The organism is Thalassococcus profundi, from assembly GCF_003344785.1.
GTDB lineage: Bacteria > Pseudomonadota > Alphaproteobacteria > Rhodobacterales > Rhodobacteraceae > Puniceibacterium > Puniceibacterium profundi.
In genome coordinates this window covers 384102-406197 of the sequence record NZ_QPMK01000002.1, presented here as the reverse complement: position 1 = coordinate 406197, position 22096 = coordinate 384102, and the positions used below count along the sequence as shown (strand labels likewise).

Genomic DNA, 22096 nt, shown 5'->3' with positions numbered 1-22096 from the left:
TTCTCAGGCGTCGCGCGCGGCCGCCGCCAGCCGGCACCGGCTTTCCTCGCACAGGAGCGGCAGGCTCAGCCGTCCCGCGGCGTGCACGAGACGCAGCATCGCCGCCGGCGCCACGAGGAAGGTCGCTTGTAACAGAGCCTCTTCCCGGTCGGCTTCGGTCGCTTGCAGGGCAAAGGCGGCGAAACCGCGTTCATCGTCGCTGATCCGCATCGCACCGGGGGGCAGGACTGTCAGGTCGCGCCAGCCGTGCTGGTGCAAGAGGCGCAAAACGTCTTCGAATGCGCGCAGGCACATCCGTCCACGCGCGGGTCCAAGCGCCAGGCAGAGCCTGTTCCAGACTTCTGCCCGGCTCTCCGCTCCGGATCGCCAGAGCCGCAGCATCGCGATCAGCTGCGCCTCTGCCTGTCGCAGACCGGCCACAGGCACGGGATCGGCGGTGCGGTTTTCGTCGGACAGGGCAAGCGTCATGGCGCGGCTCCGGCAGGATGAATTGCCTTCAAGATGCCGAAGGGCGGAGGGCCCGTCAATCCTTATTGTTTTAGTCGGGATAAGTCCGGCATGGTTTCGCACATGAAAAAGGCACCGTCTGCGCGGTGCCTTGTCCTTGAGCCGTCCGGTAAGGTTGTCAGACCTGGCCGGTCTCTGCCGCGATCTGCGCGCGCGACTTGCGCGCCCGCTCGGTCGCGGATTTGAGCTGACCGCAGGCCGCCATGATGTCCTCGCCCCGCGGCGTGCGGATCGGGGACGCATAGCCGGCCTTGTAGATGATGTCGGCAAAGGCTTCGATCCGCGCCCAGTCAGACCGCTGGTAGGGCGCGCCGGGCCATTCGTTGAAGGGGATCAGGTTGATCTTGGCCGGGATGCCGCTGATCAGCCTGACCAACCGCCGCGCGTCGGCGTCGCTGTCGTTCACGTCCTTCAGCATAACGTATTCGAACGTGATACGCTCGGAATTGCTGATCTTCGGATATTCGCGCAGGGCGTTCAGCAACGTCTCGATGTTCCAGCGCTTGTTGATCGGCACCAGCTTGTCGCGCACCTCGTCCGTCGTGGCGTGAAAGCTCACCGCCAGCAGGCAGCCGATCTCTTCGGCGGTCTTGGCGATCTCGGGCACCACGCCGCTGGTCGACAGGGTGATGCGGCGGCGCGACAGGGCGATGCCCTCGCCGTCCATGGCGATCTTCATCGCGTCACGGACGTTGTCGAAATTGTAAAGCGGCTCGCCCATGCCCATCAGCACGACGTTGGACAGCAGCCTCGGCCCGCTGTCGCCGGTGCCCGTGCCCGGCTGCGGCCATTCGCCCAGGTCGTCGCGCGCCAGCATGATCTGCCCGACGATTTCGGCCGCGGTCAGGTTGCGCACCAGCTTCTGCGTGCCGGTGTGGCAGAAGGAACAGGTCAGCGTGCAGCCGACCTGGCTCGAGACACACAGCGTGCCGCGGTCGGTCTCGGGGATGTAGACCACCTCGACCTCGTGGCCGCCGGCGATGCGCACGAGGTACTTGCGCGTGCCGTCCGACGACACCTGCCGCGATACGACCTCGGGCAGGGCGATGGTGAAATTCTCGGCAAGCGTGGCGCGAAAATCCTTCGACAGGTTGGTCATGGCACCGAAATCCCGCACGCCCCAGTGATAGAGCCACTGCCAGACCTGCCCAACGCGCATCTTGACCTGCTTGTCGGGCACGCCAACGGCGCGCAACGCCTCGGCCAGCGCCGGGCGGGTGAGGCCGATCAGGTTCAGCGGCCCCTCGGCCATCTTGCGGGGGATCGTCAGCACATCCTGAGTGATCGGTGCGGAAACGCTCATGGGGTCTCATCCTTTGTCGAAGCGCGCCTTCTACAGGATTCGCGCGCCCTTGCCAAAAGCAAAAGACCGGAACGATGCGCCGGTCCGGTCTTCTTCGGTTTACAATAACCCTCGGGGGTGTGGGGGCTGGCCCCCACTTGAACCTGCGTGTGGGGGCTGGCCCCCACTCCGAAGGTGTCAGCTGGAGCAGCGCTTCTCGGCATCCTCGACCGCGGCGGTAAAGCCCAGCAGCGAAAAGGTGTCCTTCGTGGTCGTCCCGCGCGACGAACGCGCCGTCACCACCGCATCCGCGCCACGCTTCATCGCGGTGATCAGCTTGGCATCCTCCGCCGGCGTCGCGGGCCAGGCCCATTCGCCTTCGGTGAACAGCTCGAATTCGGTGCCCGAGATGTTGACGTTGACAGTCGATCCGTCGGCGAAGGGATACCCGCCGGTAAAGGCCAGCTGTCCGGTCACGTTGGCACCGGGACGGTAGAAGACCATCAGCAGGATCTCGCCCCGTGTCACCGCCACGACGCGCCCGTCCTTGGTGTTCACGCTTTCCTTGTAGGTGGTCACCGCCCAGCATTCGCGCGGGTCCTGGCCTTCGAAGACCGACCAGTCGGTCATCGCGTCCACACGGTTCGTGCTGGCCTCCTGCGCGACAACAGCCGCAGAGGTCGCGATCAGGGCCGCCAGCGCCCCGGACATCACCCGCCCAAGAAATGAATTCATACGTCCAGCCTCCAGCTGTCCTCAGCCTCAATTGCGTGGTTGCGCCCTTGGTGGTCCGGCTTATGGTGCCGCGCAACCGTTTTTCTGTCGACCTTGCTAAATTAGCCCGAAAGACCGGGCCGATTAAACCCCAATCGGCAGAATATCGCCAAGATGTGAGGACTTCCATGACGCTCTCTCCCGCCCCTCTTGCCGAAATCTGGCGCGGTCCGATTCCCGAAAGCCTGCACAGCGGGCATGCGGTGATCTGCGACGCCTCCGGTGGCATCCTCGAGGCCTGGGGCGATCCGGAAACGGTGATCCTGCCGCGCAGCTCGGCCAAGATGATCCAGGCGCTGCCGCTGATCACCTCCGGCGCCGCCGACCGCTACGGTCTGAGCCAGGCGCAGCTGGCGCTGGCCTGCGCCTCGCACCAGGGCGCGCGCCTGCACACCGAGGCGGTGGCGCGCTGGCTGTCGGAGTTGGGACTGAGCGAGCCGGACCTGCGCTGCGGCGCCGAGACCACGCGCGACCGCGATCTCGACATCGAGATGATCCGGGCAGGCGAGGCCCCCTGCCAGCTGCACAACAACTGCTCGGGCAAACATGCGGGGTTCCTGACCCTGAACCGCTACATGGGCGGCGGTCCGGATTACGTGACGCCGGATCACCCGGTGCAGGCCGCGGCACGCGACGCGTTCGAGGAGGTCACGCAAATGGACAGCCCGGGCTTCGGCATCGACGGCTGCTCCGCGCCCAACTTCGCCACCACCATGCACGGTATGGCGCGCGCCATGGCCTGGTTCGCCAGCGCCCGCGCCCGCAGCGACCGGCAAAGCACAGCGGCTGCGACACTGGTCGAAGCGATGTATGCGCATCCAATGCTCGTCGCCGGTGAGGGCCGCGCCTGCACGCGGCTGATGCAGGCGGTGACGGAGCCTGTGGCGCTCAAGACCGGGGCCGAGGGGTTCTTCGTGGCGATCCTGCCGGAGCGCGGCATCGGTGTCGCGGTCAAGGCGGCGGACGGGGCGACGCGCGCGGCGGAATGCGCCATCGCGGCCCTGCTGGTGCGGCTGGGCGCGGCCGAGGCGGCGCATCCCGAGGTGGCGGCGTTCTTGAACCCCAAGATCACCAACCGGCGCGGGCTGGACGTGGGCGAAATTCGCGCGGCCACCGGTCTTCTGACCTGACGGCGGCCACGGAGCAAAAGTCTTCGAAGACTTTTGCCAAAACCTCTCGAGAGGTTTTGCGCGTCACGCCGCGGCAAACTCCGTGCGTGCATATCCCTGAAGGTAGAGCAGCGCCGTCAGGTCGCCGTGGTTCACCCGGATGTCGCACTGCGCCTGAACCGAGGGCTTCGCGTGCAGCGCCACGCCCGTGCCTGCGCGTTGCAACATGCCCAGGTCGTTGGCACCGTCCCCCACCGCCAATACCTCTGCGGGCGTGATTCCCAGCCGTGCGGTGATTTCGTCCAGCGCCTGCACCTTGGCCTCGCGCCCCAGGATCGGGCGTGCGACGTCGCCGTTCAGAAGGCCGTTCTTGGCCAGCAGCGTGTTGGCGCGGTGTTCGTCGAAGCCGAGCGTCGCCGCGATCCGCGTGGTGAAGGCGGTGAACCCGCCCGACACCAGCGCCGCAAAGGCGCCGTGCGCCTTCATCGTTGCGAGCAGGACCGGACCTCCGGGCATCAGGGTGATACGGCTCTCCAGAACGTCCGAGATCACGGTCTCGGGCAGCCCTTGCAGCAGACCGACCCGTTCGGTCAGCGCACCCTCGAAATCCAGCTCGCCGTTCATCGCCCGCGCCGTGATCTCTTTCACACGGTCGCCGACCCCGGCGGCATCGGCCAGTTCGTCGATACATTCCTGCCGGATCATCGTGCTGTCCATGTCCGCCAGCAGCATCTTCTTGCGCCGCCCATCTGCCGGTTGCACCGCCAGATCGACGCCCAACCCCTGCACGTCGTCCCAGACCTGCCAGAGGTTGCCGGGGACCTCGGCCAGGGCGAATTCCGCTGCTTCGTCGGGGGCCAGCCAGGTCACATCGCCGCCGCCCCAGGCATTCCGCAGCGAGTCGGTGAGCGCGGGATCGAGCAGGCCGGGACGGGCGATCAGGGTGGCAGTGAACATGGGGCAGGTTTCCGATCGTAGGCGGCGGGTGTCGCAAATTGTCGTTCAAGCGGCGCAATAGCGCGCTTTTCCCGCTTGTGGAACCGCGAATTGGGCCGTAACTCCGGCGGTGGGACACCCCTCCCCAACGAGGGGCGCTTATCTGGAAGGGTAGCATCAATGGCTATGACCAAACCGGCATCGCGGCCGGTCAATCCGCGGTTCTCCTCTGGCCCCTGCGCCAAACCCCCCGTTTTCGACCTTGCGAAACTGTCCGACGCGCCCCTGGGCCGGTCGCACCGTGCCGCCGTGGGCAAGGCAAAGCTCAAGGCGGTCATCGACGGCACGCGCGAGATCCTGGGCATCCCCGACGATTACCGCATCGGCATCGTTCCCGCCTCGGATACCGGCGCGGTGGAAATGGCCATGTGGTCGCTTCTGGGCGCGCGCCCTGCGACGATGGTGGCCTGGGAAAGCTTCGGCGCGGGCTGGGTCACGGATGTGGTCAAGCAGCTCAAGATCGAGGCCGAGATCAAGACCGCCGACTATGGCCGGATCGTCGACATGGCATCGGTGGATTACGACACCGACGTGGTCTTTACCTGGAACGGCACCACATCGGGCGTGCGCATGCCGAACGGCGACGCGATCCCGGCGAACCGCGCCGGCCTGACGATCTGCGACGCGACCAGCGCCGCCTTCGCGCAGGACCTGCCCTGGGACAAGCTCGACGTGACCACCTTCTCCTGGCAGAAGGTTCTGGGCGGCGAGGCGGCGCATGGGATGATCGTGCTGAGCCCCCGCGCGGTCGCACGGCTGGAAAGCTACACTCCGGCCTGGCCGCTGCCCAAGATCTTCCGCATGACCAAGGGCGGCAAGCTGATCGAGGGCATCTTCGTCGGCGAGACGATCAACACGCCCTCCATGCTCGCGGTCGAGGATTACCTGCTGGCGCTCGACTGGGCGCGCTCGGTCGGCGGGCTCAAGGGTCTGATGGACCGCGCCGATGCCAATGCGCAGGCCATCTGGAATTTCTGCGAGGCGACCGACTGGATCGCGAACCTCGCCGAGGATCCGGCGACGCGGTCCAACACCTCGGTCTGCCTCAAGTTCACCGATGCGCGCATCGCCGATGGCGCGGGTTTCGCCAAGGCGGTGGCCAAGCGGCTGGAGGCCGAGGGCGTGGCGCTCGACGTGGGCGCCTATCGCGACGCGCCCGCCGGTCTGCGCATCTGGTGCGGCGGCACGGTCGAGACGGCGGACATCCAGGCGATGCTGCCCTGGCTCGACTGGGCCTTCCAGACCGAGATCGCAGCGCGCGCCGACGCGGCCTGATCACAGATATCCGCCGCCGGGGGCAACGCCGTTTTCCACGAGGAAAACGGACAGGACTTTTCGAAAAGTCCGGGCACCCGGCGGCGTCCTCCCTCGCTCATTCAAAGGACCACAGCCATGGCCCCCCGTGTACTCATCTCCGACAAACTCTCCGACGCCGCCGTGCAGATCTTCAAGGATCGCGGCATCGACGTCGATTTTCAGCCCGACCTCGGCAAGGACAAGGACAAGCTGGCCGAGGTGATCGGCCAATACGACGGCCTCGCGATCCGCAGCGCCACCAAGGTGACCGAGAAGATCCTCGCCGCCGCCCCTAACCTCAAGGTAATCGGCCGCGCCGGCATCGGCGTCGACAACGTCGACCGCGAGGCGGCGTCGAAGAAAGGCGTGATCGTCATGAACACGCCCTTCGGCAACATGATCACCACCGCCGAACACGCCATCGCGATGATGTTCGCCGTGGCGCGTCAGATCCCCGAAGCATCGGCTTCGACCCACGCCGGCAAATGGGAGAAGTCCAAGTTCATGGGCGTCGAACTGACCGGCAAGACGCTGGGCGTGATCGGCGCGGGCAACATCGGCGGCATCGTCTGCGACCGCGCGCGCGGGCTCAAGATGAAGGTCGCGGCCTACGATCCCTTCCTGTCCGCCGAGAAGGCCGAGAAGATGGGCGTCGAGAAGGTCGAGCTCGACGATCTTCTAAAGCGTGCCGATTTCATCACCCTGCACGTCCCGCTCACCGACCAGACCCGCAACATCCTGAGCCGCGAGAACCTCGAGAAGACCAAAAAGGGCGTGCGGATCATCAACTGCGCCCGCGGCGGTCTCGTGGACGAAGAGGCGCTGGCGGACCTGCTGACATCCGGTCACGTGGCCGGCGCGGCCTTCGACGTCTTCGCGCAGGAACCGGCGACGGAAAACCCGCTCTTCGGACTGCCCAACGTGGTCTGCACGCCGCACCTCGGTGCGGCGACCACAGAGGCGCAGGAGAACGTCGCCCTCCAGGTGGCCGAACAGATGTCGGATTACCTGCTGACCGGCGCCGTGACCAACGCGCTCAACATGCCCTCGGTCACCGCCGAAGAGGCCAAGGTCATGGGTCCGTGGATCAAGCTCTCCGACCATCTGGGCAGTTTCATCGGCCAGATGACCGACGAGCCGATCAAGGCGATCAACATCCTTTACGACGGCTCGGTCGCGGAGATGAACCTCGCCGCGCTCAACTGCTCGGTGATCGCGGGCATCATGAAGCGCGCCAATCCGGACGTGAACATGGTCAGCGCGCCGGTGATCGCCGAGGAACGCGGCATCAAGATCAGCACCACCAACCAGCACAAGTCCGGCGCTTTCGACGGCTACATCAAGGTGACGGTGGTCACGGCCAAACGCGAACGGTCGATCGCGGGCACGGTGTTCAGCGACGGCAAGCCGCGCTTCATCCAGATCAAGGGCATCAACATCGACGCCGAGATCGGGGCGCACATGCTCTATACAACCAACGAGGACGTGCCCGGCATCATCGGCACGCTCGGCATGACCATGGGCGAAAACGGCGTGAACATCGCCAACTTCACCCTGGGCCGGTCGGCGGCGAAGGGCGAGGCGATCGCGCTTCTCTACGTCGACGACGTGGTTCCTCCCGCCGTGATCGGAAAGTTGGAGAAGACCGGCATGTTCCAGCAGGTCAAACCGTTGCAGTTCGACGTCGCCTGAGCCAGACGTGCCGATCGGATGAGCGACGCGCCGCCCGGTTCGGGCGGCGCGTTTTCGCGTCGGGACATGGCGCGTACAACTGGAATTCTCCGGTCGGAACACCGGCGTTCCTGTGCTAATCCTCGGCCGATGATGGGCACTAAGCTTGACGATCCCTTGCCGCGGGGCAACTTGCGATACGCCGTCGCCGCGGTTTGCCCCGGCGCGCCGCGACAGGCTGCGACCGGAGGAGCCATGACCGACGCGCCGATTTTTGCCGTGGGCGACATTCACGGGCAGGCCGGGATGCTGGCCGCCGCGCTGGACCGGATCGCCGCGGATCCGGATGCCGGTGCGCCGGTGGTGTTCCTGGGCGATTACGTGGACCGCGGGCCGGATACCCGCGGCGTGATCGACCTGTTGTGCGAGGGTCAGGCCGCCGGTTTGCCCTGGGTGCTGCTGATGGGCAATCACGACCGCTACATGCGCAATTTCCTCGACGGGCGGGGCCCGCAAAAGCCCGAACGGCTGAGCTGGCTGGACCCGCGTGTCGGCGGCCGTTCTGCGCTGCGGTCCTACGGTGTTGATGTCGGTGAGACCCGGCCAGAAGCCGACATTCGCGCCGATGCGCTCGAGGCCGTGCCTGCGCGGCATCTGGACTTTCTGCGCGGTCTGAAAACCTGCCATGACACCGAGGCGCAGATTTTCGTGCATGCGGGCCTGCGCCCGGGCGTGCCGCTGGCAAAGCAGGCGGAGCATGACCTGCTCTGGATCCGCGACACGTTCCTCGACGACCCGCGCGATCACGGCAAACTCGTGGTGCATGGCCATACCGCGCTGGACGGGCCGGTGCATTACGGCAACCGTCTGAACCTCGACGGCGGGGCCGGCTATGGCCGGCCGCTGAGCGCCGCGCGACTCGTGGGACGCCGGGCGTGGCTGCTGTCGGGCAGAGGCCGCATCGCGCTCTGACACCGGGCTCCGGAACCTGCCGAACCCGTTTTCCGGGCAAAAGTTTCGCCAGAAGGTGAAAAAGTAGTCAGGTTTCCTGCCGTACCGGGTGCATTCAATTCCGCGCTGTCAATTTTCCGTGTTACCGTACCCTATTCTGCGGAAGCGCAGCCGCAGTTCGTTGCAAAGGAGAAAACGATGTCCGGAAAATTCGTTGTCGGTTACGACGACAGTTCGCCCGCGCGGCGTGCGCTTGATTTCGCGTTGGACAAGGCGGCCAGGCAGGGCGGATCCATCGTGCTGGCGCATGTGATGGAATGGTCGCCCTATACCTTTCTCACGCCCGAAGAGCTCGAGGAGCGGCACGCCCGCCGCAAGCAGGAGATCGCCCGGGCCGAAACCGCGATCATGGGACCGGTCAAGGACAAGCTGGCCAAGGTCGACGTGCCCGTGGAGACCATCATCACCTACGGCCATATCGCCGAGAAACTGTGCGAGATCGCCAAGCAGACCGGGGCGACGCAGATGGTCATCGGTCGGGACGGCAACAGCGCGCTCGTGAGCCGGGTCTTCGGTTCGACCGCCGGGACGCTGGTCCAGATTGCCCCGGTGCCCTGCACCATCGTGCCGTGATGCGGTTCGTGAGAAAGGACAACTCCATGATTTTCAGACTTTGCGCGGCCTTGGCCGCATATTTCGCCGCGGCCTTGCCGGCGGCGGCCCAGGGCCTCGACCAGGCCATCAACCAGGCCTTTGCCGATTATACCGGCTGGTATGTGAGTCTCATCTTCGCGCCGATCCCAGGCACGAATTTCTCGTGGATCGCCATGTGGCTCGTGGTGGCGGCGCTGATCTTCACCTTCTATTTCGGCTTTATCCAGTTCAAGGGCTTCGTCCACTCGATCAAGCTGGTGAAGGGCGACTATTCCGACCCCAACGACGCCGGTGAAGTGAGCCATTTCCAGGCGCTGGCGACGGCGCTGTCGGGCACGGTGGGCCTCGGTAACATCGCCGGGGTGGCGGTGGCCGTGGGCATCGGCGGGCCGGGCGCGACCTTCTGGATGGTGATCGCGGGCCTCTTCGGCATGGCGACGAAGTTCACCGAATGCACGCTGGGCGTGAAGTACCGCAACGAATATCCCGACGGTACGGTGTCGGGCGGCCCGATGTATTACATGGTCAAGGGCTTTGCCGAGCGCGGGCTCAAGGGCGGCGGCATCTTCGCAGTGCTGTTCTGCATCTTCACCATCCTCGGCGCGCTGGGCGGCGGCAACATGTTCCAGGCCAACCAGGCGCATGCGCAGCTGGCGGGCGTCATCGGCGACTATCCCGGCTGGATCACCGGGGTGATCCTCGCGGGCATCACCTTTGCGGTGATCGTCGGGGGCCTCAAGTCCATCGCGCGGGTCACCGAAAAGGTCGTGCCGTTCATGGGCATCTTCTATGTCGTCGTGTCGCTGCTCATACTGATCATGAACTACGACATGATCGGCTGGGCCTTCGGTCAGATCTTCGTCGGCGCGTTCACCGGCCTCGGCGTGGTCGGCGGCTTTACCGGCGCGCTGATCCAGGGCTTCCGCCGCGCCGCGTTCTCGAACGAGGCGGGCATCGGCTCGGCCGCCATCGCCCACTCTGCGGTGCGGACCAAAGAGCCGGTGACCGAGGGCTATGTCGCCCTGCTCGAGCCGTTCATCGACACGGTGGTGATCTGCACCATGACCGCGCTGGTCATCGTGATCTCGGGCGTGCTGAACGTCGACCCCGAGACCGGTCTTTACATCTGGAACGCCGAGGCGGGCCGGATCTCGACCGAGGGCGAGGTTGTGGGCGTGGCGCTGACTTCTGCGGCCTATGCGCGCGCGCTGCCGTGGTTCCCGGTGCTGCTGGCCGTGGCGGTGGTGCTCTTTGCCTTCTCGACGATGATCAGCTGGTCCTATTACGGCCTCAAGGCCTGGACCTACCTCTTCGGCGAGGGCAAGGCGAAGGAGACCGTGTTCAAGGTGATCTTCTGCGTCTTCATCGTGATCGGGGCTGCGGCGAACCTGGGACCGGTGATCGACTTCTCGGACGCCATGCTGTTCTCGATGGCGATCGTGAACATCATCGCGCTCTACCTGCTGATGCCGATCGTGAAGCGCGAGCTGGGCAGCTACGTGTCGCGGCTGAAGTCCGGCGAGATCAAGAAGTTCAACTGATCGCGCGAGGCGCCGAAAGGAAAGGGCCGGGACAATCCCGGCCCTTTTTCTGTTTCCGACGACGGCCCGTCCGGGCCGGAGGAGTTGCCGCTCCTCGAGCCCTCGCGGGCTTTCGTCGCCTCAGTCCAGCTCTTCCGGCAGCGCGAGGTTGAGGATGATCGACAGCGCCGCCGCGGGCAGCAACCCGCTGGTCAGCAGGATCTGCAGCGTCCCCGGCATGTGCTGCAGCGCGTCAGGCACCAGCTGCAGCCCTAGGCCCACCGACAGCGACACCGCGAAGATCACCATATTGCGGCGGTTCCAGATCACGTCGGACAGCATGTTGACCCCCGCCGCGCAGACCATGCCGAACATGACGATCACGCCGCCGCCCAGCACGTTGATCGGCACCGTCGACACCGCCGCGCCGATCTTGGGCACTAGCCCGCAGAGGATCAGGAACAGCGCCCCGATGGTCACGACGTGACGGCTCATCACGCCGGTCATCGAGATCAGGCCGACGTTCTGGCTGAAGCTGGTGTTGGGCAGACCGCCGAAGATACCCGCGACGGCGGTGCCCAGGCCGTCCGCATAGGTGGCTCCGGAAATCTCGTCATCGGTCGCCTCGCGGCCCGCTCCGCCCTTGGTGATGCCCGACACGTCGCCCACCGTCTCGATGGCCGAGATCACCGCCATGAAGCACATGCCGATGATGATCGCGGCGTTGAACTCGATGCCCCAGCGGAACGGATTGGGCAGGGCAAAGACCGCGGCGCTTCCGACGTTGCCGAAGTTGACCTGCCCCATGACCAGCGCCACCACGTAGCCGGCCACCAGACCGATCAGTACCGCGGCGACGGACATCAGACCCCTGGTGAAGAACTTGATCGCGAGCGTCACGACAATCACCACCAACGCCGGGATCCACATCGCCAGCGTGCCGAAGCCGTCGGTGCCCTGCTTGGGCACGCCGCCCGCGGCGTACTGGATGCCGACCTTGACCAGCGCGAGACCGATCATCAGTACGATGAGGCCGGTGACCAGCGGCGGCAGGGCGAAGCGGATGCGCCCCACGAAGGTGCCGATGAAGAAGTGAAAGATGCCGCCGATCACCACGCCGGTCATCAGCCCGGCCAGCCCCGCGACGCCCTGTCCCGCCACCGCCGGGATCATGATCGGCAGGAAGGCGAAACTCGTGCCCTGCACGATCGGCAGGCGCGATCCCACCGGGCCCATGCCGATGGTCTGCAGCAGTGTGGCAAGGCCCGCGAACAGCATCGACATCTGGATCATGTAGATCATGTTGGGAAAGTCCGGGCTGTTCGAGCCGAAGCCGAAGCCCGCCGCCCCCGCGACGATGATCGAGGGGGTGACGTTGCTGGCGAACATCGCCAGCACGTGCTGGATGCCCAGCGGCACCGCCTTGGCCAGCGGCGGCGTGTAGTTCGGATCGGCCAGCTGCGCGGGCGTTCCCAGGCTTGCGTCAGTCATCTTCAACGTCCCTTCTTGGATATACACCGCCGCCTTCTGCCGGGCGGTCGGTGCGATGCCGGGGCTCAGGGCCCTTCGATTGTCACGGGTGGATCGAGCCGCCGTTCCTCGAGGTTGGACGTGTCCCCGATGCGGTCGATCACGGCAAAGAGTCCGGGCGCCGCCAGCGGCGTCAACACGCCATGCCAGGTGCCGCGGTGAAAATTGATGCATTGGCCGGGCTGCGCCAGAAAAGCGTGCAGTTGGCCGGGCGTGTCGCCCGCTTCGGCGACCACCACCAACCAGGGGTTCTGGTGCAGCGGGATGAAGGCCTGGCTGCCCTCGGGGTGCCGTTCGATCAGGTCGCAGGTGTAGGGCAGGTGTCGGGGCACCGCGTCGAAAAGGCTGATCCCGGCGCGGCCTTTCGTACCGAAATCGAGTTGCGCGCGGTCGTGAAACCGGCCGCACATCCCGGCGTTGATGAGCTTGTCCGGATCGCCCGCCACCTCGATCACGTCGCCGAACGGGGCGAAGGCCTCTGCGGTCAGCGGGCGGGCGGTCAGGGTCGGCATGGTCATTCTCCCGCCAGCGCCGCCGGATCGCGCGGCAGCATGGTGCCGCGATGGCCGCGGTTCTGCGAGGGCAGGCCGCCCAGGCTCAGCGACGGATGGCGGTTGACGTCCTTGTAAAGCAGGTAGCGGAAGGGCTCGTCACCTGTGGCGATGCAGGCCTGCGGGCAGAAGGCGCGCAGCCACATGAAATCTCCCGGACCCACGTCGACCCAGTCGGTATTCAGAAGGTAGCGCGCGGTGCCTTGCAGCACGTAGAGCCCGTGCTCCATCACGTGGGTTTCGGCAAAGGGAATGCGGCCGCCGGGCTGGAAGGTGACGATGTTGGCATGCATGTCGTGGCGCAGGTCCAGCGGATCGACAAAGCGCTGCGTGCACCAGGCGCCGGCGGTGCCGGGCATCTCGACCGGCGTGATGTCATGTTCGTGCGTAACCTTCGACTCCGGTGGTTGCTTGCCCTCGAGCCAGGTGTAGCGTTTGCGGATCCAGTGCAGGCCGCAGGCCGCGTCCGACACGTTCCACAGCGTCCAGACCGCCGCCGGGGGAATATAGGCATAGCTGCCCGCCACGAGGTCGAAGGTATCGCGCCCGATCTTCAGCCGCACCTCTCCGAAGGCCACGAACAGCACCGCCTGGGCGTCCTTGTCGGGCTCCGGTTCGGAGCTGCCGCCACCCGGCGCGATCTCGATCGCATATTGCGCGAAGGTCTCTGCAAAGCCGGTCATCGGGCGGGCGAGGATCCAGACGCGGGTGGACACCCAGCCGGGCAGAAAGCTGGTGACGATATCGCGCATGCAGATCGCCGGGATCACCGCGTAGCTTTCGCGGAACACCGCCGTGCCCTCGGGGTTGACGTTCTGGCCGGGCAGGCCGCCGGGGGGGAAGGCGTAGCTCACAGCATGTCCTCCAGCCGCAGCCGCGCAATGCGTTCGACCTGGGCGCAGGCGGTGGCGAATTCGGTCTGCGTGTCGTTGTCCAGCCGCGCCTCGAAGGCGGCGAGAATGCCGGCCTTGTCGTGATCGCGCACGGCGATGATGAAGGGAAATCCGTGCTTGGCCACGTAGGCATCGTTGAGCTCGGTGAACCGGGTGCGTTCGGCATCTGTCAGGGCATCGAGGCCCGCGCTCGACTGTTCGGCGGTGGATTCCGCCGTCAGCCGTTTCGCCGCCGCGAGCTTCCCGGCCAGGTCCGGGTGCGCCGTCAGAACGCCCATGCGCTCCTCGGGCGTGGCCGAGCGAAACATCCGCGCCAGCGCGTTGTGCACACCGGCGGCGCAGTCATGGGCGGGGCCAAGCTCCAGCCCGTGGGCGCGTTCGGCGATCCAGGGCGAGTGTTCGAAGACCCCGCCGAAGCGCGTGACAAAGGTCGGCAGGTCCATCTGGCTGGGCCGCTCCCTTGCCACCGGCGGATGCACATTTGCCCAATGCTCCGCGATGTCGATGCGGCGCGGGCACCAGACGCCCTCGTGTTTCTGGATATGCTCGATGAACCTTTGCAGGCCGCGCAGCTTGCCGGGGCGGCCGATCAGGCGGCAGTGCAGGCCGATGCTCATCATCGCCGGGCGGCCCGCCTCGCCTTCGGCATAGAGCACGTCGAAGGCATCCTTGAGATACTGGTAGAACTGCCGCCCGGTGATGTAGCCCGGCGCGGTGGCAAAGCGCATGTCATTGGCTTCGAGCGTGTAGGGGATGATCAGCTGGTCGCGGTCGCCGAACCGCATCCAGTGCGGCAGGTCGTCGTCATAGGTGTCACTGATGTAGTCGAAGGCGCCTGTCTCGGCCACCAGCCGCACGGTGTTGACCGAACAGCGTCCCGTGTACCAGCCGCGCGGGGCCTGGCCCACGACTTCGGTGTGCACGCGGATCGCCTCGGCGATCGCCGCGCGCTCCTCGGCCTCGGGCATGTCCTTGTGTTCGACCCACTTGAGCCCGTGCGACGCGATTTCCCAGCCGGCGTCCTTCATCGCCTCGACCTGCAACGGGCTGCGCGCCAGCGCGCTCGCGACGCCGTAGATGGTCAGCGGAATGCCCGCACCGGTGAACAGGCGGTGCAGCCGCCAGAACCCGGCGCGCGCGCCGTAGTCGTAGATCGATTCCATGTTCCAGTGCCGCTGGCCGGGCCAGGGCGCGGCGCCGGGAATGTCGGACAGGAACGCCTCTGACGCGGCATCGCCGTGCAGAACGCTGTTCTCGCCGCCCTCCTCGTAATTCAGAACGAACTGGACGGCCACGCGCGCGCCGTCCGGCCACTGCGGATCGGGCGGGGTTGCGCCATAGCCTGTCATGTCACGCGGATATCGTTGCATGGTGCTCCTCTCGAGTCGGTATGTTCATATGCGAGAAAATCCCCGCGCATTTTCAATTTTTTTCGTAAAGTCTTTCGGGGCTGCGCGTGGCCGCACAATCGCCTAGGGTTTGACCGTTGCAAAGGCCCATCGCCCGGAAAAGGAGTGTTCCATGTCCGAAGGTTACCTGACCACACATGTTCTGGACACGGCCCGGGGTGTGCCGGCGGACGGGATCAAGATCGCGCTCTACCGGGTGTCAGAAACGGCGCGGGACCGCATCGCCGAGGCGGTGACCAACGACGACGGCCGCACCGACAGTCCGATCCTGCCCAAGGGGCAGATGACGCCGGGCACCTACGAGCTGGTGTTCTTCTGCGGGCCTTACCTGGATCGGCACGGGCTGGGGCAGAGCGAGCCGAAATTCCTCGACCAGATCCCGCTTCGGTTCGGTATCGACGACGCGGAAGCGCATTACCACGTGCCGCTGCTGCTGTCGCCCTACGGCTATTCCACCTACCGCGGCAGTTAGTCAGCCGTTCGTCATGCTGGCCGAGATACGGTCCAGCACCGCATGGACCTCGTCGAACCGCAGCCCCTCGGCCATCTGCAGGTTGAGCGTGTCGGGCGTGGCCAGCTCTGCCCGCGCCTGCGCCAGCGCGACCGGATCGCTCTTGGGCAGGTCCGCAAGGAAGCCCGACACCAGGTGTGCCACGTAGACCTCTGCCGCCTCCGCATCGCCGGTCTGTTTCGCCAGCCAGTCCGACGCGGTCAGCAGCAGGCCCACGGTCGCGGTGGTCATGGTCGAGGCGGCGAAATGGTGGCGCAAGGCATCCTCGGAGGCTTGCGGCAGCACCGGGTTGGCGTCGCCGAAAAGCGCGGTGAGCGTCGCCGGGTCACCCGCCACCGGCAGCGGACAGCCGCCGTTTTCGATGAAGCCGTAGGGAATGGTGACCGACAGGTCGCTGGCCGGGGCGACCGCCTGCGCGATGTCGGAGAGCGGCACGCCCGCCATCACCGACACGATGCTTTGGCGCGCGCGGAAGCTCAGCGGCGCGACGATACCCTGCCAGACCGCAGGCCGCAGGCACAGGAACACGGCGTCAGCGCTGTCCACGACCGTCTGGTTGTCCGCCACCGTGATGCCAAGGCCGGCGTCGGCCAGCTCTGCCGCAACCTCCGCGTTGCGCTCCGACACGGTGACATCGTGCCCGGCGCGGGCCAGCGCACGGGCCATGGGGGCCGCGATATGTCCGCTGCCCAGAAATCCGATCCGCATGGCTCTTCCCCCTTGCTGTGGGCAGAGGGTGTCAGGCGGCCTGCGGCTTGGCAAGTGCACCGGCGCGCAGTTCCTGATGCACGAAGGCCAGTTTCATGCGCACCGGATCGGTCAGGACGAAGGGATAGAGATCCGGCAGGTCCATCGCGCGGTTGAGGTGGTTGACCGCCAGCGCCGTATCCACCGCATAGGTCACCAGCTGCGACGTGTCCGTCTCGCGATAGGCGTCATAGCCCGCGGCGGGCCCGCCCGGAGGCAGCACTTGGGCCGCGGCGGCGCTGTCCAGCAGATCGGTCAGGTGCAGCAGATGCGCCGTGGTCTCGGCCCAGTCCTCGTGCGGATGGGCGGTGGCATAGCCGGTGATGTGGCATTCGCCCGCCGGCTTCGGGTCGGCGTAGTGCCGTTGCAGCGCCTCGCCGTAATCGTCGCGTTCGTCGCCGAAGAGCGCCCGGAATCGGTCGGGAAATCCGGGCAGCGCCATCAGCCGCAGGTGCAGGAAATGCGCCATCTCGTGGCGCATATGGCCGAGCATGGTGCGGTAGAGCTCGCCCAGTTCTTCCTGCCGGTGCATGCGGGTCGGCTCGCTCGCCTCGGTAACGTTGATGGTGATGACGCCATCGGCGTGGCCCATCACCACGTCGGTTTCGCCATCGGCAGTGACCTCGGAAAGCAGCTTGAACCGCGGCCGCGCGCCGGTGTCGGCGGGAGTGAACCAGCCCCAGCGGATCAGGTTGGCCAGCATCCAGCGCTTGGCCAGTTCCGTCCGCGCCCAAAGCTCGCGGTTTTCCTCGCCGACCATGTCGGGCACCGTGCCGGTCATGGCGCAGGACCGGCAGAGGCCGCCGTCCTCGGCCAGCCAGTTGCAGGCGATATCACCGCGATTGGCGCAGACCGCCGCATCGGTGCGCATGGCGTTCCGGTCGGGGTCGAACGTCACCTTCTGTCCGCAGCGGCATGTGAGGTTGTCGAAATATACATGCGCGGCGCAGGCCGGGCAGGAGAAGATGTGCATCGGATGTCCTTGCGGCGCTCAATCCGCGGGTAAGTGACCGGTCTTGATGAACAGCGTGCAGCCGCTGTCGGTCTGCAACGTCTGGGCCGCGCCATCGTTCCGGCGCAGCCAGCCTCCGGTTTCGAACGTCGTTGTGCCGTCCGCCACCGCTCCTTCGGTCACCAGCATCTCGAACCCGCCCGGCGGCACGTCGCGGGTCAGCGCGGCGCCGGGGGCAAGGCGCAGCATCTCGACCCGTTCGGCTCCGTGTTCGTGCAAAGGGAGGTAGGTGGCGCCCGCCGTGTCGGTGGGCCGGTAGTCGGCGGCGGTCGTGTCGATCTGCTTCTGCTCCGTGTCGTCCTCCTCGAACTGGTGCAGCTTGACGAGGATGGTGCAGCCGCCGTCGCTGTGCGGCGCGTGCTTGGTGCCGATGGGATTCCGGACATAGGTGCCCTGCGGATAGTCGCCGTGTTCGTCCGAGAAGGTTCCCTCGACCACCAGGTATTCCTCGCCCCCGCCGTGGGTGTGCGACGAGAACCGCGAACCGGGAGCGTAGCGCACGAGCGACGTGGCCCTTGCCACTTCCTCACCGATCCGGTCGAGCATCTTGCGCTCGACCCCGGCCATGGGGGATGCGACCCAGTCCATCGCGCGGGTGTCGAGTGTCACGGTTTCCGAAAATTCGGCATTGATGCGCATGGCGCGGTCCTCCCTTGGCTTTGCGTCATAGATAAGCGTTGCAGGCCACATTGGAAGCCGGTTCGGTGACGGCGCCCTTGCTAACATTCGAGAAGTCTTCCCGAAGACCGGCTTTACCAGAGCTTGGTGTCCAGCCGCACCTGCACCAGCGGCGCGCCGCGGTCCCAGCGGTTCCGGTCGTCCACCAGCGGCAGGGCCACCAGCGCCGTGGCGTTGAAGCGCCAAAAATCCCACGACAGGCCCGCGCCGATACCGGCGGCGCGCTGCGTCCGGTCGCCGGCGCGGTCGTGAGTCACGCCGAAATCCGCGAAGACATGCGGCTGGATCCGCGCCAGGATCTCGGAGCGTTCGAAGACCGGCAACGCCCGGGTCCAGAGCTCCGGCGAAAGGTACAGGTCGCTGCGCAGGTAGATACCGCTGTCGCCGATGGCGACGGGCGCATCGTAGCCGCGTATGGTGGAATAGGAGCCGAGCGCCAGCTGCTCTACTCCGTAGAGCGGCACCGGGCTGAATTGCCCGCGCAGGTCGGTAACCAGCGTGCCGGCGGACCCCAGCGCGCCCTGCCGCTGCCAGCCGAAGCCGAGGCTCAGGAACTGTGCGCGCGGTTCGTCGGGCAACGGCGCATCGGGGTCGCGGGTGGCGTCGAACCAGGGCAGGCCAAGGGTCAGCGTGCCATCGAAGGAATTGCGCGCCGTCTCGCTCAGCTGCAGGCGTTCCAGGCCCAGCTGCAGGGTCGACAGCCGCAGCGGGATCAGCTGCGCATTGTTCACGAACCGCTCCGAATCGCGCACAGCCAGCCGGGCGCGGGCGCTGGTGGTCGAGAACTGGCCGCGGTGCAGCATGTAGCCCGCCGAGAGCTCTGCCGTGCTGGCGGTGCCGAACAGCTCCGACACCGGCGACAGGGGCGTCAGGTATTCCGACGCGGAGAGATCGAGGCCGAAGGTCCAGCGGCCGTAAGGCACCGAGCCCGACAGGCTGATCGCGTTGCTGTTGGCGGTGCCCGACAGCGATGCGGCCCAGGCGTCGTTGAGCCCCAGCGCGTCGTCCAGTTCGACGCCCAGGGTGACCCGCAGGCGCCCGTTCACGTCCGACCCCAGCGTGTCGAACTGTGCGCGGCCGCGGAAGCGGTCGGCCTGGGCGCGCTCGACGATGACGAAGGACCCGCCGGGCGTGTCGCCCGGCTGCAACTGCAGCTTGGCATCGACCGAGGTCAGCCGGTTCATCTGGTCCAAACCCTGCTCGAACCCGCGCAGGTCGAAGAGGTCGCCGGGCGCAGCCTCCGGGAAGGCGGTGCCAAGCAGACGTTTGGCCCGTGCGCCAGTGATCTCGCCCTCGGGGCCGACAAGGAACAGGCCCTCGATCCGGCCTTCGAGCACGTCGAGCGTCAGCGTGCCTTCGGCAAGGTTCTGCGGCGGAATGTAGGTCTTGGTGGTGATCAGCCCTTCTTCGCCATAGGCGCGGTCGATGTCACGCATCATCCCCTGGATGTCCGCGCCCTGCAGGCAGGCGGGCACGTAGCCCGCCATCAGCGCGTCGATCCGATCCTGCGACAGGGCGGTGACGCCGGTGACGGTGACGCTCTGCACGTCGAAACAGGGGCCGCTGCGGGCCTGCGGCGCGCCGGGGTCGGGCACGCCGCCCTGCTGGGTGAAACTGCCAAGCGCGTTGGTCCGCGCCTCGAGCGCCTCGATCCGCCGCGCCTCGAGCAGCGGGTCGGCGGGGATGTCCTGCGCCTGTGCGCCCTGCGCGGCGAGGGTGATGAGCGTGGCCAGCGTGGCGGCGTGACAGCGGCGCATCGGCTACTGGCCCACGCCCGGCAGGTCGCGGAAGAGGCCTATTTCGCGGCCCGCGATCAGCGTCTGAATACCGGGCCTGCGCAAGACCTCCTGCGGGCCGGTGGTGACGCTGCCCGAAGCGGCCACGGCGCCCCCCTCGAGCGTGACCGGTGCGGCAAGGGTCACGTCGCCGGCGCCCGAGGTCACGGTGCCGCCAAGGTCGCGCAGGTAAGCCCAGATCGTGCCGCCGGACCACAGCGCGTGGATGCCGTCGGGGCGGCGCACCGCCATCGGCAGCTGCCGCGCGGCCAGAAGAACGCGGTCCGCCGTCGCGGCGACCGTGCTCAGCGCATAGAGGCTGCCGCCCCGAAGGATCAGCGCGCCGGTGGTGGCGATGTCGATCGCGCCCGCGGCGTTGATCTGCCCGCCAAGACTTTGCACCTGGCCCGACGCCTTGCCACGGCAGGTAAAGCCGCAGGTCTGGCGCGCATCGAGCGCTCCTGTGGCGACCGACGCCACCGTCACAGACGCGGCGCTGATCGCGATATCGCCGCCATTGGCGTTGATGTCGGCGCCCTGCACGCGCAGATCTCCGGCAAGGCGCAGGTCGACGGCGCCCTGCGCGGTGATGCCCGCGGCGCGGACGTGGCTTTCGGGCAGGCCGGTGAAACTCAGCCGGTAGGTGGTCGGGCGGCGCATCCAGAAGGCCCACCAGCTGCGCTTGCCCTTGCCCTTGCGCATCTGCACCGGCTGTGGCGCGGGCAGGTCCGCGCCCGCGGCATTGTCGAGATCGCCGCCGAAGCGCAGCCGCACGTCGCCATTCGCGACGAGTCGCCCGCCGAGGTTGGCAAGGTTTCCGGCGCCAGTCAGCGACAGGTCACCGGCAGCGCCGAAGAGAATCGCCAGCGGCGCATCGGTGCCGGTGGCTGTGACGTTGCGCAGGTCCCCGGCCACGTTGAGCGTCACCGCCCCGTCGGAGAGCGTGCCGGCGGCGTCCGCAAGCCCTTCGGCCTTTTGTCCGCCCTGGACGAGGCTCCCCAGGTTGGTGAAGTTTCCGGCCCGCGTGGTGGCAATAAGCGCGCCGTTTTCGGCCACGAGTTCCGATCCCGTCTGCAAGGTGATGGCCGAGGCCGCACCCGTGAGGTGCCCCGCCGCACGCAGGCTGCTGCTGGAAAGGGTCATCGGCCCGGCACTGTCGAAGAGCAGCGCGTTGTCGCTGCGCAGGGTCGCCTGCGACAGGTTCAGCGCGCCGCCCGACGTCAAGAGAAGCGCGGCCTCTGCCGACAGGGTCACGCCTGTGTCGATGTCCAGCCTCTCTGCCGCATCGACCGACAGGCCCGCCGCCTGCACATCGGTTGCGGAGACCGTGACGGAGCGGCCCGTGACAACGGCGTCGCCGGTGCTTGCGATCCGGGCGCCGTCAAGCAGGACGTCGCCGCTGGCGGAGAGCCGAAAGCCGTCGCGCCCGGCCTGCGCGCCACCGGCCATGCGCACACCGGCGCCCGCACCCGTCACGGCGATGCCGATACGGTTGGCGCCCAGAACGCCCGGGCGCAGAACCTCCACCATCACCCCCTCCGGTCCGCCGTCGAGCGCGCTGGGGCTCGACCACAGCGCCGAGGTGTTGCCGGGCAGGATGGCGCTGTTGAACTCGGTTACGGACCAGCCGCCGGTCAGGGCCAGCGCGCCGGTGTCGCCCGCGACCTCGACCGGGCCACCGACGCGGATCTTCTCGGCGATGAGGTCGAGCGCATCCATCTGGCCCGAGAGCCCGCCCCCCTCGATCACGATCGTACCGCCTCGCACGGTTGTCACGGCGTTGCGCTGGAAGATGCCCGGCGCGATCTGCCGGTCCTCGAAGGTCAGCGGCCCGGTGGTCAGCGCGACGCGCCCGGTGTTGACGAAACGCCCGCCGTCGATGGTGATGCCGTTGGGGTTGGCGACAACCACATGCGCCAGCTGGCCCTCGACGCGCAGCGCGCCTTCGATCCGCGACGGGGCGCTTCCGGTGACCTCGTTGAGGATGGTCCGGGCGGCGGCGGTGCGGTTGTCCAGCACCGCGCCGGCCTTGGGCACGCTGAAGCTGTCATAGCGGTTGTGGCTCAGCCCGCCCGCCGCCGGAGGCGCGACGCGCACGTTGACCTCGCCGCCCGCGCCCAGGGTGACGACGGTGTCGGTCGTGCCGTCGACGACGATCTGCGCCGCCAGCGGACCGGCGGCACACAGCGCCGTTGCCAGCGCCAGGGACAGGGCTGGCAGAGCGCGCACG

At 67.1% G+C, this 22096-nt stretch carries 19 protein-coding genes and 1 pseudogene; 7 read left to right on the top strand and 13 right to left on the bottom strand.

The features are described from left to right. Positions 1-3: 3 nt before the first annotated feature. From DU478_RS04180 to DU478_RS04170, 3 genes are all read right to left on the bottom strand, one after another. Positions 4-468 carry a hypothetical protein gene (locus DU478_RS04180; RefSeq protein ID WP_114509676.1) on the bottom strand — a complete coding sequence of 155 codons (465 nt, stop codon included), beginning with the start codon at positions 466-468 and terminating at the stop codon, positions 4-6. 157 nt (positions 469-625) lie between these two features. Next, positions 626-1810: a 23S rRNA (adenine(2503)-C(2))-methyltransferase RlmN gene (gene rlmN / locus DU478_RS04175; protein WP_114509675.1), complete on the bottom strand. Its 1185-nt coding sequence runs from the start codon at positions 1808-1810 to the stop codon at positions 626-628. A gap of 177 nt (positions 1811-1987) precedes the next feature. Beyond that, positions 1988-2524 carry an invasion associated locus B family protein gene (locus DU478_RS04170; RefSeq protein ID WP_199488281.1) on the bottom strand — a complete coding sequence of 179 codons (537 nt, stop codon included), beginning with the start codon at positions 2522-2524 and terminating at the stop codon, positions 1988-1990. Between the two features lie 167 nt (positions 2525-2691). Between DU478_RS04170 and DU478_RS04165 the strand changes: the two genes are divergently transcribed. Further along, a complete protein-coding gene (locus DU478_RS04165) occupies positions 2692-3693 on the top strand; it encodes an asparaginase (RefSeq protein WP_114509674.1) in 1002 nt (333 codons plus the stop codon). Between the two features lie 63 nt (positions 3694-3756). Here the strand turns inward: DU478_RS04165 and serB are convergent, their stop codons facing one another. Then, complete coding sequence (gene serB / locus DU478_RS04160) at positions 3757-4629, bottom strand: phosphoserine phosphatase SerB (RefSeq protein WP_114509673.1); 873 nt, start codon at positions 4627-4629, stop codon at positions 3757-3759. Positions 4630-4788: 159 nt separating this feature from the next. Between serB and DU478_RS04155 the strand changes: the two genes are divergently transcribed. The 5 genes from DU478_RS04155 (at position 4789) to DU478_RS04135 (ending at position 10781) form a co-directional block, all read left to right on the top strand. After that, positions 4789-5943: a phosphoserine transaminase gene (locus DU478_RS04155; protein WP_114509672.1), complete on the top strand. Its 1155-nt coding sequence runs from the start codon at positions 4789-4791 to the stop codon at positions 5941-5943. Between the two features lie 117 nt (positions 5944-6060). Next, the gene (gene serA / locus DU478_RS04150; protein ID WP_114509671.1) at positions 6061-7656 is read left to right on the top strand and encodes a phosphoglycerate dehydrogenase; all 1596 of its coding nucleotides are present in this window, start codon (positions 6061-6063) and stop codon (positions 7654-7656) included. Positions 7657-7890: 234 nt separating this feature from the next. Then, positions 7891-8607, top strand: a complete 717-nt coding sequence (locus tag DU478_RS04145) for a metallophosphoesterase family protein (protein ID WP_114509670.1) — start codon at positions 7891-7893, stop codon at positions 8605-8607. Between the two features lie 177 nt (positions 8608-8784). Further along, positions 8785-9219 carry a universal stress protein gene (locus DU478_RS04140; RefSeq protein ID WP_114509669.1) on the top strand — a complete coding sequence of 145 codons (435 nt, stop codon included), beginning with the start codon at positions 8785-8787 and terminating at the stop codon, positions 9217-9219. 26 nt (positions 9220-9245) lie between these two features. Next, on the top strand, positions 9246-10781 hold the full coding sequence (locus tag DU478_RS04135; RefSeq protein WP_114509668.1) for an alanine/glycine:cation symporter family protein: 1536 nt from the start codon (positions 9246-9248) through the stop codon (positions 10779-10781). Between the two features lie 74 nt (positions 10782-10855). Here DU478_RS04135 and DU478_RS04130 read toward each other — a convergent pair. From DU478_RS04130 to puuE, 4 genes and pseudogenes are all read right to left on the bottom strand, one after another. Beyond that, positions 10856-12251, bottom strand: a pseudogene (locus tag DU478_RS04130) (uracil-xanthine permease family protein); the annotation flags it as partial. A gap of 65 nt (positions 12252-12316) precedes the next feature. Then, positions 12317-12802 (bottom strand): ureidoglycolate lyase, encoded by a 486-nt coding sequence (locus DU478_RS04125; RefSeq protein ID WP_114509666.1) that lies wholly within the window; start codon positions 12800-12802, stop codon positions 12317-12319. A gap of 2 nt (positions 12803-12804) precedes the next feature. Further along, positions 12805-13695 (bottom strand): bifunctional allantoicase/(S)-ureidoglycine aminohydrolase, encoded by an 891-nt coding sequence (locus DU478_RS04120; protein ID WP_114509665.1) that lies wholly within the window; start codon positions 13693-13695, stop codon positions 12805-12807. Continuing rightward, positions 13692-15104 carry an allantoinase PuuE gene (puuE, locus tag DU478_RS04115; RefSeq protein ID WP_114509664.1) on the bottom strand — a complete coding sequence of 471 codons (1413 nt, stop codon included), beginning with the start codon at positions 15102-15104 and terminating at the stop codon, positions 13692-13694. Before puuE ends, DU478_RS04120 begins: the two co-directional genes overlap by 4 nt. 151 nt (positions 15105-15255) lie before the next feature. Here puuE and uraH point away from each other — a divergent pair, with 151 nt between their 5' ends. Further along, a complete protein-coding gene (uraH, locus tag DU478_RS04110) occupies positions 15256-15615 on the top strand; it encodes a hydroxyisourate hydrolase (protein ID WP_114509663.1) in 360 nt (119 codons plus the stop codon). On the opposite strand, the gene DU478_RS04105 is transcribed toward uraH, so the two are convergent. From DU478_RS04105 to DU478_RS04085, 5 genes are all read right to left on the bottom strand, one after another. Then, a complete protein-coding gene (locus tag DU478_RS04105; RefSeq protein WP_114509662.1) occupies positions 15616-16362 on the bottom strand; it encodes an NAD(P)-binding domain-containing protein in 747 nt (248 codons plus the stop codon). A gap of 31 nt (positions 16363-16393) precedes the next feature. After that, a complete protein-coding gene (locus DU478_RS04100; RefSeq protein WP_114509661.1) occupies positions 16394-17374 on the bottom strand; it encodes a zinc-binding metallopeptidase family protein in 981 nt (326 codons plus the stop codon). A gap of 18 nt (positions 17375-17392) precedes the next feature. After that, complete coding sequence (locus DU478_RS04095) at positions 17393-18052, bottom strand: cupin domain-containing protein (RefSeq protein ID WP_114509660.1); 660 nt, start codon at positions 18050-18052, stop codon at positions 17393-17395. A gap of 113 nt (positions 18053-18165) precedes the next feature. Beyond that, on the bottom strand, positions 18166-19848 hold the full coding sequence (locus tag DU478_RS04090) for a ShlB/FhaC/HecB family hemolysin secretion/activation protein (RefSeq protein ID WP_114509659.1): 1683 nt from the start codon (positions 19846-19848) through the stop codon (positions 18166-18168). A gap of 3 nt (positions 19849-19851) precedes the next feature. Beyond that, positions 19852-22095, bottom strand: a complete 2244-nt coding sequence (locus DU478_RS04085) for a filamentous hemagglutinin N-terminal domain-containing protein (RefSeq protein ID WP_114509658.1) — start codon at positions 22093-22095, stop codon at positions 19852-19854. Position 22096: the final 1 nt, after the last annotated feature.

What these genes read in the sequence shown, in the direction of transcription:
- DU478_RS04180 (WP_114509676.1), bottom strand. Translation starts at nt 468, where the DNA reads ATGACGCTTGCCCTGTCCGACGAAAACCGCACCGCCGATCCCGTGCCT.
- rlmN (WP_114509675.1), bottom strand. Translation starts at nt 1,810, where the DNA reads ATGAGCGTTTCCGCACCGATCACTCAGGATGTGCTGACGATCCCCCGC.
- DU478_RS04170 (WP_199488281.1), bottom strand. Translation starts at nt 2,524, where the DNA reads ATGAATTCATTTCTTGGGCGGGTGATGTCCGGGGCGCTGGCGGCCCTG.
- DU478_RS04165 (WP_114509674.1), top strand. Translation starts at nt 2,692, where the DNA reads ATGACGCTCTCTCCCGCCCCTCTTGCCGAAATCTGGCGCGGTCCGATT.
- serB (WP_114509673.1), bottom strand. Translation starts at nt 4,629, where the DNA reads ATGTTCACTGCCACCCTGATCGCCCGTCCCGGCCTGCTCGATCCCGCG.
- DU478_RS04155 (WP_114509672.1), top strand. Translation starts at nt 4,789, where the DNA reads ATGGCTATGACCAAACCGGCATCGCGGCCGGTCAATCCGCGGTTCTCC.
- serA (WP_114509671.1), top strand. Translation starts at nt 6,061, where the DNA reads ATGGCCCCCCGTGTACTCATCTCCGACAAACTCTCCGACGCCGCCGTG.
- DU478_RS04145 (WP_114509670.1), top strand. Translation starts at nt 7,891, where the DNA reads ATGACCGACGCGCCGATTTTTGCCGTGGGCGACATTCACGGGCAGGCC.
- DU478_RS04140 (WP_114509669.1), top strand. Translation starts at nt 8,785, where the DNA reads ATGTCCGGAAAATTCGTTGTCGGTTACGACGACAGTTCGCCCGCGCGG.
- DU478_RS04135 (WP_114509668.1), top strand. Translation starts at nt 9,246, where the DNA reads ATGATTTTCAGACTTTGCGCGGCCTTGGCCGCATATTTCGCCGCGGCC.
- DU478_RS04125 (WP_114509666.1), bottom strand. Translation starts at nt 12,802, where the DNA reads ATGCCGACCCTGACCGCCCGCCCGCTGACCGCAGAGGCCTTCGCCCCG.
- puuE (WP_114509664.1), bottom strand. Translation starts at nt 15,104, where the DNA reads ATGCAACGATATCCGCGTGACATGACAGGCTATGGCGCAACCCCGCCC.
- uraH (WP_114509663.1), top strand. Translation starts at nt 15,256, where the DNA reads ATGTCCGAAGGTTACCTGACCACACATGTTCTGGACACGGCCCGGGGT.
- DU478_RS04105 (WP_114509662.1), bottom strand. Translation starts at nt 16,362, where the DNA reads ATGCGGATCGGATTTCTGGGCAGCGGACATATCGCGGCCCCCATGGCC.
- DU478_RS04100 (WP_114509661.1), bottom strand. Translation starts at nt 17,374, where the DNA reads ATGCACATCTTCTCCTGCCCGGCCTGCGCCGCGCATGTATATTTCGAC.
- DU478_RS04095 (WP_114509660.1), bottom strand. Translation starts at nt 18,052, where the DNA reads ATGCGCATCAATGCCGAATTTTCGGAAACCGTGACACTCGACACCCGC.
- DU478_RS04090 (WP_114509659.1), bottom strand. Translation starts at nt 19,848, where the DNA reads ATGCGCCGCTGTCACGCCGCCACGCTGGCCACGCTCATCACCCTCGCC.